The sequence below is a fragment of the Novosphingobium sp. BL-S-20 genome (assembly GCF_055521635.1).
Genome location: NZ_CM145494.1, coordinates 2860140 through 2873316 on the forward strand (window position 1 = coordinate 2860140; position 13177 = coordinate 2873316).

A 13177-nucleotide genomic window follows, 5' to 3' on the forward strand; every position below is an offset into this window, starting at 1 on the left:
TGGAAAATCAGCTTGTTGCCGCAAGGCTACCGAACCGGGGGCCGGATGGCGAGCCTTTCAATCGCCCGCGAAGTTGAGTTCCAGATTCACCGCATTGGGATCGACCAGAAAAACCTGCCGCAGGCCCAGCGCCGGGTGCTCGGCCACGCGGTGGGTGAGGCCGAGCTGCTCGATCGTCGCGACGGTCTCGGCAAAGCCGGTGCAGCGCAGGGCGAAGTGGTGGAGCGCATTGGTCGGCTGGCCGGGGCGGTAGGCCGCGTAGCGGTCCTTGGCGGTAGTGCGGTCCACGAGATGGACGATGGCATTGCCCGCCGCGTCGCGCATCCAGTACCCGGAGGTGCCCTTGCCGATCGTCGAATTCGGACTGCGGGTGAGGCCGAGGACCTGCTCGTAGAACGAGGCGGTCGCTTCGAGATCGTCGGTAAGGATATTGACGTGATCGACGCCGTTGACGGGCATGGCGCTCTCCCATGGTTAGAGCGGCAGCATCGACCGATGCATGCCGCTCTGCAAGTCTCAGCTGCGGAAGACCACCGTGCGCGAACCGTTCAGCAGCACGCGGTCTTCGAGGTGCAGGCGAACCGCCTCGGCCAGCACCCGGCGCTCGATATCGCGGCCCTTGCGAACCATGTCCTCGGGCGTGTCCGAATGAGTCACGGCCTCGACGTCCTGATGGATGATCGGGCCTTCGTCGAGGTCGGCGGTGACGTAGTGCGCGGTCGCGCCGATCATCTTCACGCCGCGCGCATGGGCCTGGTGATAGGGCTTGGCACCCTTGAAACCCGGCAGGAACGAGTGGTGGATATTGATGCAGCGGCCCGAGAGGAACGCCGCCATCTCGTCCGAAAGGATCTGCATGTAGCGCGCCAGCACCACGAGTTCCGCACGGGTCTCCTCGACCAGCGCGCGGATCTGCGCTTCCTGCTCGGCCTTGCTGTCCTTGGTGATCGGCAGGTGATGGAACGGGAAATCCCCGATCATCAACGAGTTGATCGCCTCCCGCGGGTGGTTGGAGACGATGCCGACGACTTCCATCGGCATCTCGCCGATGCGCTGGCGATAGAGCAGGTCGGCCAGGCAATGGTCGAACTTGCTGACCAGCAGCAGCACCCGGCGCGGCCGGTCGCGGCGGGTCATCGACCAGGCCATGCCGTATTCGTGGGCGATCGCGCCGAAGCCCTCGCTGAATGCCTCGCGCTCAGCGGTACCCGGATCGAAGGCCACGCGCATGAAGAACTTGTCTTCCTCAAGGTCGTTGAACTGCTGCGCCTCGATGATGTTGCCGCCCGCCTGCGCGAGGTAGCCCGTCACACGGGCGACGATGCCGGAGCGGTCGGCACAAGACAGGGCAAGGATCAGCGGACTTATCAGCGGTTCGGGCATCGATCGAGTCCCTCAGGCAGCGCGGTTGGAAAGCGCGGCCTCGGATTCGGCCATGAGCGCGGCGATGATGTCCGTCACCGGCTCTTCCTTGCTGACCATGCCGACCGACTGGCCCGCCATGACCGAGCCGCTCTCGACATCGCCATCGATCACCGCGCGGCGCAGCGCACCGGCCCAGAAATGCTCGATCTTGAGCTGGGCCTCGCCCATGTCGACCTCGCCGGAGTCGAGCAGGCGCGCGACTTCGATTTGCTTGGCGGTGAATTCCTCGGTGCCCTTGTTCTTGAGCGCACGCACCGGGATCACCGGCAGGCGCGGGTCGACCTGCACCGAGGCCACGGCATCGCGGGCATTGGCGCGGAAGAAGGCCTTCTTGAAGTCCGGGTGGGCGATCGATTCGGTGGCGCAGGCAAAACGGGTGCCGAGCTGCACGCCCGCAGCGCCCATTTCGAGATAGCCCGCCATCGCCTCGCCGCGGCCGATGCCGCCGGCGACGAACACCAGGTGCTCCTCGGCCAGCGCGGGCAGGATTTCCTGCGCCAGCACCGAAGTCGAGACGGGGCCGATGTGGCCGCCCGCTTCCATGCCCTCGATCACCAGCGCGTCCGCGCCCGAGCGCAGCAGCTTCTTGCCCAGCGCCAGCGTCGGCGCGAAGCAGATGACCTTGGCGCCCGCTTCCTTGATCGCCTCGACGCTGCCCTTGGGCGGAATGCCGCCCGCCAGCACGACATGGCCGACCTTGTGCTTCGCGCAGACCGCGATCAGGTCGAACAGCTGCGGGTGCATGGTGATGAGGTTCACGCCGAACGGCTTTTCGGTCAGCGCGCGGGTGGCCGCGATTTCCTTGTCGAGCAGCTCGGGGTTCATCGCCCCGCAGGCGATCACGCCGAAGCCGCCCGCATTGCTGATCGCCGAGACGAGGTTACGCTCCGACACCCAGGACATGGCGCCGCACAGGATCGCATATTCGGTACCGAGAAATTCGCGTCCGCGCGTCATCAGTGCGGAAGTCTTGGAGGTGGCCATCGATGCTCCCATAGCCGGCAAATTCGAGAATGAGCGTGCGCCATAGATGGGCGCAGCCCCGCGCACAAGCGCCCCGCCTTGGCGGTCTTTCCCTGTAACTAATCGGTTATGCCGATTACACATACGCTTTGGTATAGTTTCACCGATCGCCTTCCCTGCGTTAAACCCTTTGCACAGGCGGGAAATAACCCCGTCACCGACATGACATAGGAGTGAGACCATGACCGAGACCCCACCCAGCGGCGGCAAGTGCCCCTACGCCCACGGCGAAACCTCGCTCACTCCCACCCCGCTCACCACCGCGTTCGGTGCGCCGGTCGTCGATGCCTCGAACTCGCTGACCGCCGGTCCGCGCGGGCCCCTGTTGATGCAGGACGTCTGGCTGCTGGAGAAGCTGGCCAACCTCAACCGCGAAGTGATCCCCGAACGCCGCATGCATGCCAAGGGTTCAGGCGCCTTCGGCACCTTCACCGTCACCGGCGACATGTCGAAGTACACCCGCGCGAAGTTCCTCCAGCCCGGCAAGCAGACCGAACTCTTCGCCCGCTTCACCACCGTTGCCGGTGAGCGCGGCGCGGCGGATGCAGAGCGCGACATTCGCGGCTTCGCGGTGAAGTTCTATACCGAGGAAGGCAACTGGGACATGGTCGGCAACAACACGCCGGTCTTCTTCGTGCGCGATCCCCGCAAGTTCCCCGACCTCAACAAGGCGGTGAAGCGCGACCCCCGCACCAACATGCGCAGCGCCACCAACAACTGGGACTTCTGGACCCTGCTGCCCGAAGCTTTCCACCAGGTCACCTACGTCATGGGCGACCGCGGCATTCCCAAGTCTTACCGCCACATGGACGGCTTCTCCAGCCACACCTACTCGTTCTACAACGAGGCGGGCGAGCGCTTTTGGGTGCAGTGGCACTTCAAGACCCAGCAGGGCCATGCCCACCTGACCGACGCCGAAGCCGCTGATATCGTCGCCGGTGACCGCGAATCGCACCAGCGCGACCTCTACGAGGCGATCGAGCGCGGCGAATTCCCCAAGTGGAAGGTCATGGTCCAGATCATGGGCGAAGAAGAAGCGGCGACCTGCGGCTTCCACCCCTTCGACCTCACCAAGGTCTGGTCGCAGAAGAAGTACCCGCTGATCGAAGTCGGCATGATGGAACTGAACCGCAACCCGGAGAACTTCTTCGCCGACGTGGAACAGAGCGCCTTCTCGCCTTCGAACCTCGTCCCCGGCATCGGCGTCTCGCCCGACAAGATGCTCCAGGCGCGGCTCTTCGCCTACTCGGACGCACAGCGCTACCGCCTCGGCGTCAACCACCACCAGATTCCGGTGAACGCCGCGCGCTGCCCGGTGTTCAACAACCATCGCGACGGCCAGGGCCGGGTCGACGGGAACTACGGCGGCCTGCCCCACTACCACCCGAACTCGTTCGGCCAGTGGCAGGGCCAGCCCGAGTTCCGCGAACCGCCGCTGAAGATCGACGGTAACGCCGATTTCTGGAACTTCCGCGAGGACGACCACGACTACTTCAGCCAGCCGCGCGCGCTGTTCGAACTGATCGACGCCGACCAGAAACAGCGCCTGTTCGACAACACCGCCCGCGCCATGGGCGACGCGCCGGACTTCATCAAGCAGCGTCACATCGACAACTGCACCCGCTGCCACCCGGCCTACGGCGAAGGCGTGGCCAAGGCACTCGGCATGAGCGTGAACCCCGCACTCTCACCGGAACCCGAAACCGCCGACTGACCCCTCGGCCGTCGCACTTCCCCCCTCCCTGCCCTCGCGACGGCCTCGATCCCGCCCCCAATGCCCCCGGGGGCGGGATCTTTTTTTCGGAATTGAGGAAGTCCTGGGGGATGATCCCCCAGACCCTCGGAATTGGCGACGTTGCGCGCCGCCTATCGGTAGTGCGCTCCTTGCGGCGCAGCCAATAAGTCTCCCGACGCAGCCATGGGCGCACGACGGACAGGTCGCACCTGACCTCGACAGTAACGGGGTGCAGGGGCGATGGCCCCTGCTTTCATCCTTCCCCTTCTTTCCTCCCGATGGCACACCCACCCCGCAGGACAACGCGAGTGGGACCATGGACGCCAGCCAGATCTACGCCGCAAAGCTGACTTCCGCCGACGAGGCGGTCATGGCCATCACCAGCGGCAGCGACCTTGCCATGGGCATGGCCGTCGGCGAGCCGCCCGCGATCCTCGCCGCCCTTGCCCGCCGTGCCGAGGCAGGCACGCTCAGCGATTTGCGGGTCTGGTATCTGCTTTCGCAGGTCCACTCGGGATCGACGATCCTGCGCCGCGAATTGCTCGGGGCGATCCGCCCCCGCTGCCTGTTCATGAGCGGTGTCGAGCGTGCCCTCATCAAGGCCGATCCTGGCGCCGAGGCGCTGATCGATTTCGTCCCTTGCGCCTTCAGCGGCTCGCCCCGGCTGCTGCGCGACGAGATCGACCTCGATGCCTGCGTGCTCACGGTCTCGCCGATGGACGCGGACGGCTATTTCAGCTTCGGCGCGGCCAACGACTATACCTCGGTCGCCGCGCATTGTGCGAAGACGGTGATCGTCGAGGTGAACCCGGCGATGCCCCGCGTCGCCTGTTCGACGCCGCTGCACGTCTCGCAGGTATCCGCCATCGTCGAGAACGCCGTCCCCCTGCTCAGCTTCGGGGAAGGCGCCGCTTCTGCAGAGGACGAGGCGATTGCCGCGCTGATCGCCGGGATGGTCGATGACGGCGCCTGCCTGCAGATGGGCATCGGCAACCTGCCAGCCGCCGTCTGCCGCCGCATCGGCAACCGCCGCGACCTCGGTATTCACACCGAACTGCTCACTCCGGCGATGGCGGGGCTGGTCCATTCCGGCGCCGTGAGCAATCGGCTGAAAACGACGCATCCGGGCCGCAGCGTCTATTCCTTCGCGATGGGCGACGAGCCGTTTTACCGCTGGATGGACGGCAACCCGGAACTCTATTCGCTGCCGGTGGACGTCGTGAACGATGCTGCCGAGATCGCCCGGAACGATCGGGTGGTCTCCGTCAATGCGACGATCGAGATCGACCTGCAAGGTGCCTGCAATTCGGAGTTCATGGGCGGACGGCAGCATTCGGCGGCAGGCGGTCAGCTCGATTTCGTGCGCGGGGCCTATGGATCGAAAGGCGGCATTTCGGTGATCGCCTGCCGCTCGACCGCGCAAGGCGGGACGGTCAGCCGGATCGTGCCGAAGCTGGGCGGCCCGGTGACGACGCCGCGCAACGACGTTCACTGGATCGTCACCGAACACGGCGCCGCCAACTTGCGCGGCAAGAGCCTGCGCGAACGCGCCGAACTGCTGATCGGCCTCGCCGACCCGAAGTTCCGCGACAGCTTGGCGAAAGCCCTTTAGAGCATTTTCTAATCAGGTGGAATCACCTGATAACTCGGAAAATGCGGCAAACCAAAATCTTAGAGCAGTTGATCCGATGCAATCGGATCGGAAACTGCTCTAGATCGCGGCCGCTTCCAGCCGCTCCACCCATTCGGCGTGACGGCGCTTCATCTCGCGGCCCAGGCCCACCCCCAATTCCTTCGCATCCAGAACTTCCAGCACCTCGAACGCGAAGGCTTCCGCGCCGTGCTCCTTCCACGCGGCCTGCAGGCCGGCGTGAGGACAACCGCCATGGCGCAGGCTGAAGAATATGCGGTTGCCGATCGTGGCGAGGTCCGGCGCACGCCCCACCCATACCAGCCCGGCACCCTCGCAGCGCACCGCGTAAATGCCCGGCTCCGGCTTGCGCTCCCGATATTCCGCGATTGCGGCCTTGCGATCCGTCCGTTCCATCGTTCGATCCCCTGAACCTGTTTTTACCCGGATAAATTGACTAACTCATGAAATCAATTTATCCGGGTAAAAATATTTACGGAGCATCCATGACCCGGAACTGCACGGCCTTCCTCGGCATGAACCGCATTGCACGCGGCACGCCCGCCGAACTCGTCGCCATGCTGCGCGGACGCGAGGAAGGCGTGCTCGTGTTCGACGATGCGAATGGAAGGCAGGTCGATCTCGACTGGCGCGGTGTCTTCTCGCTGCCGGAAGACGAGGCTCCCCGGCGCCGCGGCCGGCCCAAACTGGGCGTCACCGCCCGCGAAGTGACTCTTCTGCCGCGCCAGTGGGACTGGCTGTCCCGGCAGCCCGGGGGCGCCTCCCAGGCACTGCGCCGCCTTGTGGACGAGGCGCGCAAAGCGGACGGCGGTCGCACCGCGCGCCGCACGGCGCAGGAACGCGCCTACCGCGTCCTTTCCGCGCTCGGCGGCGATCTGCCCGGTTTCGAGGAAGCCAGCCGCCTGCTCTTTGCAGACAAGCTGGAGGACTTCGCCGCCGCCATGGCCGCATGGCCCGCCGACTTGCGCGACCATGTCCTCGAACTCGCGCAGCCGTCTCTGGAAGACTGATATGAAAAAGGCGGCGCTCACCGCGCCGCCTTTCTCCAATTCACACTGTTCCGACCGCCCACCCTGAGCCTGTCGAAAGGTCAGGCAGCAGCGTCGAGCCCGTAAGCCGTGTGCAACACGCGCACGGCCAATTCCGTCTCGTCGGTATCGATCAGGACCGAAACCTTGATCTCGCTGGTCGAGATGGCGATGATGTTGATCCCGCGATCGGCCAGCGTCTTGAACATGGTCGAGGCGACACCGGCATGGCTGCGCATGCCGACGCCGACGACGCTGATCTTCGCGACATTGCTGTCGGCGATCATGCGGTAGTAGCCGATCGCTTCCTTGCGCTCTTCCAGCAGTGCCTGCGCACGGACGAGGTCTGCCTGCGGCACCGTGAAGGTGACGTCGGTCTCGCCTTTGTCCTTGGCGACGTTCTGGATGATCATGTCCACGTTGATGTTCGATTCCGCGAGCGGCGCGAAGATCGCGGCCACGGCGCCGGGACGGTCGGGCACGCGGGTCAGCGTGACCTTGGCTTCGTTCTTGTCAGCGGCGATGCCGGTGATCAGCTGGCGTTCCATATCGCTTCCTTCAAGTTCTTCGTCGCTGACGATCATCGTTCCGGGGAGGGTGTCTGCGGCCGGGGCGTTCTCGTCGATGAACGAGGAGAGCACCTGCACGCGCACGTTTTCCTTCATCGCGAGAGAGACCGAGCGGGTCTGCAGCACCTTCGAGCCGACCGAGGCCAGTTCGAGCATTTCTTCATAAGTCACCAGCGGCAGCTTGCGCGCCTTGGCGACGATGCGCGGATCGGTGGTGTAGACGCCGTCGACATCGGTATAGATATCGCAGCGGTCGGCCTTGACCGCAGCCGCCACGGCCACCGCCGAAGTGTCCGAACCGCCACGGCCCAGCGTGGTGATGCGGTTATCCGGCGAAACGCCCTGGAAACCGGGGATCACCGCGATCTCGCCCGCCGCCATCGAGGCCAGCAGCGCGTCCGAATCGAAGTCTTCGATACGGGCCTTGGCATGGGCATCGTCGGTCTTGATCGGCAGCTGCCAGCCGAGCCACGAACGCGCCTTGCAGCCCATCGCCTGAAGCGTCAGCGCCAGAAGGCCGGACGTGACCTGCTCGCCCGAGGCGACGACTACGTCATATTCCGCCGGATCGTAGAGGGCATTGGCTTCGCGGCAGAAGTTCACGAGGCGGTCGGTCTCGCCGGCCATGGCCGATACGACGACCGCGACTTCGTGGCCCGCTTCCTGCTGGCGTTTGACAATGCCCGCCACGCGCCGGATTCGCTCGGTTCCGGCCATGGAAGTGCCGCCGAATTTCATCACGATACGTGCCAAGGTGCCACTGCTCCCCGTCGGTTGTTGCGCAAAGATAGACATGCGCGTGTGGATAAGAGTCGGGCGCGCTGTTAGGGGGGAGCGATGGACAATGCAACTGCTTCGAACACACCTTCCCGCGCAACAATCGATCCGAAAGAGGCCGCTCACTTCGGTTCGCTGGCCGCGGAATGGTGGGATCCCAAGGGTTCCTCGGCCATGCTGCACAAGCTGAACCCGGTGCGCCTGGCCTTCATCCGCGCCGAGATCGACCGGCATTTCTCCACCGACTCGCGCATGCTGCGCCCGCTTGCAGGCAAGCGCGCGCTCGATGCGGGTTGCGGTGCAGGCCTGCTCTGCGAACCCCTCGCCCGCCTCGGCGCGGCAGTGACGGGCGTGGACGCGGCGGCGGAAAATATCGCGGCGGCCAGCGCCCATGCCCAGGCCATGGGCCTTGCCATCGACTACCGCCACGGTGAACTGGGGCAGCTCGGCCTTTCGGGCTACGACCTCGTCTGCTCGCTGGAAGTGATCGAGCACGTCACCGACAAGGCGCTGTTCATCGGCCAGCTTGCCGATGCTCTGGCGGACGACGGACTGATGCTGCTGTCCTGCCCTAACCGCACCCCGGCCTCGCGCCTGCTGCTGGTCGAGGCCGCCGAACGCCTCGGCAAAGTACCGCGCGGCACGCACGACTGGAACGCCTTCGCCACGCCCGACGAACTGCGCGATCTCGCAGACGGCGCCGGGCTGGTGCTGGGCGAACCCAAGGGTATTGCCTGGTCGCCGACGGCAGGGCTGCACCTGTCGGACGATCTCTCGCTGAACTTCATCGCGACGGCTACGAAGAAGAAGTGAGGGATAAAGCAGGGGAGCACAGCCCCCCTGCACCCCCAATACCGTCTAGGTCACGCGGACCAACAGCGTCGTGCGCCCATGGCTGCGTCGGGAGACTTATTGGCTGCGCCGCAAGGAGCGCACGCCGGATAGGTAGCGCGCAAGGTAGACATTCCGAGGGTCTGGGGGATCATCCCCCAGGACTTCCTACTTGAAACCCTCAATAACTGCCCGAGCCTGCCCCTCCCGCTCATCCCACGAACCGCCGACCCGCGAGAACGGCACCCCGGCCCGCACCAGCATCTCTTCGGCCAGCGCCGCAAACCGCGCGCGCCTTTCGTCCGAGCCGAAGAAGCGCGTGCCGTCCTCCCGCCAGGGAACGTCGGGCGCGAAGAGCAGATAGTGGTCCGCCTTGGGGTAGTTCAGCAGCACCTCCGGCACCTCACCGAAGAGCATCTGCGCCCAGGCCGCCGTCATGAGCTGGTCGGTGTCGAGCAGCAGCACCGGTGGACGCGCCGCCATGGCCTTGCGATTTTCCTCGGCCTGACCCTCGGCGATGGCGAGGAGGTCCGCCATCGTCAGGTCGGTGCCATGTTCCTCGCAGTACGTCCGGCCATATTCCGGCACCCAGGGATAGCCGAGCCGTTCGGCCAGCACCGACTTGCCGGTGCTTTCCGCGCCGTGGAGGCAAACGGTAATCACGCCTCTTGCGCCTTCTCCGCCGCGATCCATTCGCGCAGGCCGAGCACCGACATTGCCAGCAGCACCACGTAGAGCGCGGCGGTCGGCCAGAGTTCCTTGTAGAGATACACGCCGATCGAGGCGGCATCGATCGCGATCCACAACACCCAGTTCTCGATGCGGCGGAAGCCGAGCAGGATCTGCGCGGCGATGCTCGCTCCGGCGATGGCAGAGTCCGCATAAGGCAGCGAGGCATCGGTGAACCGGTGCATCACCCAGCCGAGATTGAGTGCCAGCGCCGCCGTGGCCATCAGCCAGAGCAGCCTTGCAAAATTGCCGAGCCGCCGCACCGGCACCCGGCTCTCGCCGCCGCCCGCACGCACCCAGAGCGCCCAGCCCCAGACTTGTGCGGCGAAGAAGAACACCTGCAGCCCGGCCTCGCCGTAGAGCTTCGCCTCGCGGAACACGACGAAGTAGAGCGCCACCATCGCCATGCCGAACGGGTAGTTCCACACGCTGCGCCGCACGAGCAGCGCGATATTGGCAAGGCCCAGGCCCGCCGCCACCCATTCGACCGTGTTCATATCCCCCCGTTCAGCCCAGCGCGGCTTCCCATTCCTGCTCCTTGAAGCCGACCAGCAGCCCGTCCGGATATTCAACAACCGGCCGCTTGATGCAACTGGGGTTGGCTGCCATGATCGCCACTGCCTTGGCGGCATCGATATCGGCCTTGTCCTCGTCCGGCAGCTTCTTGAAGGTCGTCCCGGCGCGGTTGAGCACTTTCTCCCAACCGGCCTCTGCCACCCACTTTTCGAGCCGCGCGGCGTCGGCGCCTTCCTTCTTGTAGTCGTGGAAGGTGTAGTCGCTGCCGCGCGCTTCCAGCCACTTGCGCGCCTTCTTCACGGTGTCGCAGTTGGGGATGCCGTAGAATTCAAGGCTCACGATTCGGTTTCCCTTTCGAAGTGGCGCACCCGCGGTTCGTTGCAGGCGAAGGCGGTGTAGCTCTGGTAGTAGTGCTCGCGGCCCTTGGCCTGCACTTCGGCATGGGCGGCGACGCGGCGCCATGCAAGTGCGGCGGCCTCGTCCTGCCATTCGGACAGCGCGATCACTTCGCCGTCCTCGCTGGTGTAGCTCTTGAAGGAGAGGAAACCGGGCTGTGCCCGGGCGAGCCTGTCCATAGCCTCGGCATCGGCGGAATAGGCGGCGGCGTCGATATCGGCGCGCTTGCGATTACGGAAGACTACCAGGAACATGGGCGCGCTCATGGGCCTTCGCGGATCGTTCCGCAAGCATGTGACCGCACCCCCGTGCTGGACAATCCGAAGATTGCGCGCCAAGGCGCGGAGCATGAGCGTGAACACTTTCGGCCGCCTTCTGCGATTCACCACCTGGGGCGAGAGCCACGGCCCGGCCATCGGCGCCGTCGTCGACGGGTGCCCGCCGGGCCTCGCCATCGACGAGAGCGTGATCCAGCCCTTCCTCGACGCGCGCCGTCCCGGCCAGTCGAAGTTCACCACCCAGCGGCAGGAGCCGGACCAGGTCCGCATTCTTTCGGGCGTGTTCGAGGGCAAGACTACCGGCACGCCGATCAGCCTGATGATCGAGAACGTCGACCAGCGCTCGAAGGACTATTCGGACGTCGCCAAGGCCTATCGCCCCGGCCATGCCGACTATGCCTATGACGCCAAGTACGGCTTCCGCGACTATCGCGGCGGCGGCCGCAGCTCGGCGCGCGAGACCGCGAGCCGGGTGGCGGCGGGCGGCGTGGCACGGCTCGTGATCCCGGAAACGACGATCCTCGCCTATGTGTCGGAGATCGGCGGCGACGCCATCGACATGGCCAACTTCGATCCCGCCGAGATCGCCAACAACCCGTTCTTCTGCCCCGACGCCGAGGCCGCGAAGCGCTGGGAGAAGATCGTCGACGATGCGCGGCTGGCCGGGTCTTCGGTCGGTGCGGTGGTCGAGTGCGTCGCTACCGGCGTTCCCGCCGGTTGGGGCGCGCCGCTCTACGGCAAGCTCGACGCCGATCTGGCCGCCGCGATGATGGGCATCAACGCAGTGAAGGGCGTGGAGATCGGCGACGGTTTCGCCGCCGCGCGCCTGACCGGCGAGCAGAATGCCGACCCGATGCACCCCGGCACGAATGGCCCCGAGTTCAGCGCCAACCATGCTGGCGGCATTGCCGGAGGCATCTCGACCGGCCAGCCGGTGGTGGTGCGCGTGGCGTTCAAGCCGACCAGCTCGATCCTCACCCCGCAACCCACCATCAACCGTGAAGGAGAGGCGACCGAGCTGTTCACCAAGGGCCGTCACGACCCCTGCGTTGGCATCCGCGGCGTGCCGGTGGTCGAGGCGATGATGGCGCTGGTGCTCGCCGACCACAAACTACTCCACCGCGGCCAGTGCGGCTGAGCGCAGTGGCTGAGGCGATCGCCCTGCGCCCCGAGCGGGACGGTGACGCCGCAGCCATCCGCACGCTCGTGACCGCCGCGTTCCTCGGCGCCGAACATTCGAGCGGTAGCGAAGGCGCTATCGTCGATGCCTTGCGCTCCTCGGACATGCTCGCCGTTTCGCTGGTGGCGGAGGAGGACGGCGAAATCGTCGGGCATGCCGCCTTCTCGCCCGTCACGGTCGATGGCGCAGACCTTCATTGGTTCGGCCTCGGGCCGGTGGCCGTCGCCCCCGACCATCAGCGCAGAGGCATCGGAGTCCGGCTGATCGAAGCCGGGCTGGCACAGCTAAAGGACAAGGGCGCTCAAGGCTGCGTGGTGCTGGGCGATCCCGCCTACTACGCCCGCTTCGGCTTCGAGAGCGATCCCACTCTCGCCTATCCCGGCGTCCCGGCCGAATACTTCCAGCACCTGACGCTGGCAGGCCCGACGCCCGCAGGCACCGTAGCCTATCACGCGAGCTTCAACGCCGCTTCCTGAGCACCACGTAGATCGCGCCCTGCCCGCCGTGGCGGCGATGGGCGCCGCGAATCGCGACGATGTCGTGCGCGTGGTCGCTGGCGCCCAGCCAGTCGGTGATCTTGGCGCGGATCGCGCCGCGCGCCGTGCCCCGGTCCATCGCATCGACCGGCCGGGGTTTGCCCGTCACGATCAGCACCACCCGCGCGCCCATGGCCTTGGCCTGGGTCAGGCCATGCATCAGCCGCACATAGGCCTGATCGAGGTTCGAGCCGTGGAGATCGAGGCTGAAATCCGGCGCCAGCGTGCCCTTGGAGATGCGCTTTTCCCAGGACCCGTCGAGATGAAGCGGCGCGTCGGCCTTCGGTTTCTGCACGACCGTCTTGGGCGGAAGCGGTGCCGGTACTCGGCCTTTCACTTTCTTCGGCGGCGAGATCGGCGCCACAACAACCGCCTTCGGGGCCGCCACCAATGCTGCAGCCTGCGCGGCGGCACGGCGCTTTTCGAGCGGCGTAACCGTACGGGCGACTTGCGCCCACACTTCGGCTTCCTCCGCCGTCAGTCGCCGCGCCGGTCGTCGCATC

General features: G+C 65.9%; 16 protein-coding genes. 6 read left to right on the forward strand and 10 right to left on the reverse strand.

Annotated elements, in window-relative coordinates; all coding sequences use genetic code 11:
* Window positions 1–57: 57 nt before the first annotated feature.
* Genes ACZ1II_RS21125 through ACZ1II_RS21135 form a run of 3 tightly spaced genes read right to left on the reverse strand, consistent with a single transcriptional unit; the run spans window position 58 to window position 2409 of the window.
* The gene (locus ACZ1II_RS21125) at window positions 58–459 is read right to left on the reverse strand and encodes a VOC family protein (protein WP_465145530.1); all 402 of its coding nucleotides are present in this window, start codon (window positions 457–459) and stop codon (window positions 58–60) included.
* 57 nt (window positions 460–516) lie between these two features.
* Window positions 517–1371, reverse strand: a complete 855-nt coding sequence (gene purU, locus ACZ1II_RS21130) for a formyltetrahydrofolate deformylase (protein WP_465147356.1) — start codon at window positions 1369–1371, stop codon at window positions 517–519.
* Window positions 1372–1395: 24 nt separating this feature from the next.
* A complete protein-coding gene (locus tag ACZ1II_RS21135; RefSeq protein ID WP_465145531.1) occupies window positions 1396–2409 on the reverse strand; it encodes an NAD(P)H-dependent flavin oxidoreductase in 1014 nt (337 codons plus the stop codon).
* Between the two features lie 220 nt (window positions 2410–2629).
* Between ACZ1II_RS21135 and ACZ1II_RS21140 the strand changes: the two genes are divergently transcribed.
* Both ACZ1II_RS21140 and ACZ1II_RS21145 read left to right on the forward strand, forming a co-directional pair.
* Complete coding sequence (locus tag ACZ1II_RS21140; protein WP_465145532.1) at window positions 2630–4162, forward strand: catalase; 1533 nt, start codon at window positions 2630–2632, stop codon at window positions 4160–4162.
* A gap of 337 nt (window positions 4163–4499) precedes the next feature.
* The gene (locus ACZ1II_RS21145; protein WP_465145533.1) at window positions 4500–5795 is read left to right on the forward strand and encodes an acetyl-CoA hydrolase/transferase family protein; all 1296 of its coding nucleotides are present in this window, start codon (window positions 4500–4502) and stop codon (window positions 5793–5795) included.
* Between the two features lie 99 nt (window positions 5796–5894).
* On the opposite strand, the gene ACZ1II_RS21150 is transcribed toward ACZ1II_RS21145, so the two are convergent.
* A complete protein-coding gene (locus tag ACZ1II_RS21150) occupies window positions 5895–6230 on the reverse strand; it encodes a GIY-YIG nuclease family protein (RefSeq protein WP_465145534.1) in 336 nt (111 codons plus the stop codon).
* A gap of 89 nt (window positions 6231–6319) precedes the next feature.
* On the opposite strand from ACZ1II_RS21150, the gene ACZ1II_RS21155 reads away from it, so the two are divergent.
* Window positions 6320–6844, forward strand: coding sequence for a DUF2239 family protein (locus ACZ1II_RS21155; protein WP_465145535.1), 525 nt, complete (start codon window positions 6320–6322; stop codon window positions 6842–6844).
* Window positions 6845–6924: 80 nt separating this feature from the next.
* Here the strand turns inward: ACZ1II_RS21155 and ACZ1II_RS21160 are convergent, their stop codons facing one another.
* Complete coding sequence (locus ACZ1II_RS21160) at window positions 6925–8184, reverse strand: aspartate kinase (protein ID WP_465145536.1); 1260 nt, start codon at window positions 8182–8184, stop codon at window positions 6925–6927.
* Between the two features lie 84 nt (window positions 8185–8268).
* Here ACZ1II_RS21160 and ubiG point away from each other — a divergent pair, with 84 nt between their 5' ends.
* A complete protein-coding gene (ubiG, locus tag ACZ1II_RS21165) occupies window positions 8269–9021 on the forward strand; it encodes a bifunctional 2-polyprenyl-6-hydroxyphenol methylase/3-demethylubiquinol 3-O-methyltransferase UbiG (RefSeq protein ID WP_465145537.1) in 753 nt (250 codons plus the stop codon).
* A 186-nt stretch (window positions 9022–9207) separates the two neighbouring features.
* On the opposite strand, the gene ACZ1II_RS21170 is transcribed toward ubiG, so the two are convergent.
* From ACZ1II_RS21170 to ACZ1II_RS21185, 4 genes are read right to left on the reverse strand one after another with little or no spacing between them, the layout of a single operon-like run.
* A complete protein-coding gene (locus ACZ1II_RS21170; RefSeq protein WP_465145538.1) occupies window positions 9208–9702 on the reverse strand; it encodes an AAA family ATPase in 495 nt (164 codons plus the stop codon).
* On the reverse strand, window positions 9699–10265 hold the full coding sequence (gene pnuC, locus ACZ1II_RS21175; RefSeq protein ID WP_465145539.1) for a nicotinamide riboside transporter PnuC: 567 nt from the start codon (window positions 10263–10265) through the stop codon (window positions 9699–9701). Before pnuC ends, ACZ1II_RS21170 begins: the two co-directional genes overlap by 4 nt.
* A 10-nt stretch (window positions 10266–10275) precedes the next feature.
* The gene (locus tag ACZ1II_RS21180; protein ID WP_465145540.1) at window positions 10276–10623 is read right to left on the reverse strand and encodes an arsenate reductase; all 348 of its coding nucleotides are present in this window, start codon (window positions 10621–10623) and stop codon (window positions 10276–10278) included.
* Window positions 10620–10934, reverse strand: coding sequence for an antibiotic biosynthesis monooxygenase family protein (locus ACZ1II_RS21185; RefSeq protein ID WP_465145541.1), 315 nt, complete (start codon window positions 10932–10934; stop codon window positions 10620–10622). The genes ACZ1II_RS21180 and ACZ1II_RS21185 overlap by 4 nt, the downstream gene beginning before the upstream one ends.
* A gap of 94 nt (window positions 10935–11028) precedes the next feature.
* Between ACZ1II_RS21185 and aroC the strand changes: the two genes are divergently transcribed.
* On the forward strand, window positions 11029–12096 hold the full coding sequence (gene aroC, locus ACZ1II_RS21190; RefSeq protein WP_465145542.1) for a chorismate synthase: 1068 nt from the start codon (window positions 11029–11031) through the stop codon (window positions 12094–12096).
* A 5-nt stretch (window positions 12097–12101) separates the two neighbouring features.
* Window positions 12102–12614, forward strand: a complete 513-nt coding sequence (locus tag ACZ1II_RS21195) for a GNAT family N-acetyltransferase (RefSeq protein ID WP_465145543.1) — start codon at window positions 12102–12104, stop codon at window positions 12612–12614.
* On the opposite strand, the gene ACZ1II_RS21200 is transcribed toward ACZ1II_RS21195, so the two are convergent.
* Window positions 12598–13176 carry a Smr/MutS family protein gene (locus tag ACZ1II_RS21200; RefSeq protein WP_465145544.1) on the reverse strand — a complete coding sequence of 193 codons (579 nt, stop codon included), beginning with the start codon at window positions 13174–13176 and terminating at the stop codon, window positions 12598–12600. The genes ACZ1II_RS21195 and ACZ1II_RS21200 overlap by 17 nt on opposite strands.
* Window position 13177: the final 1 nt, after the last annotated feature.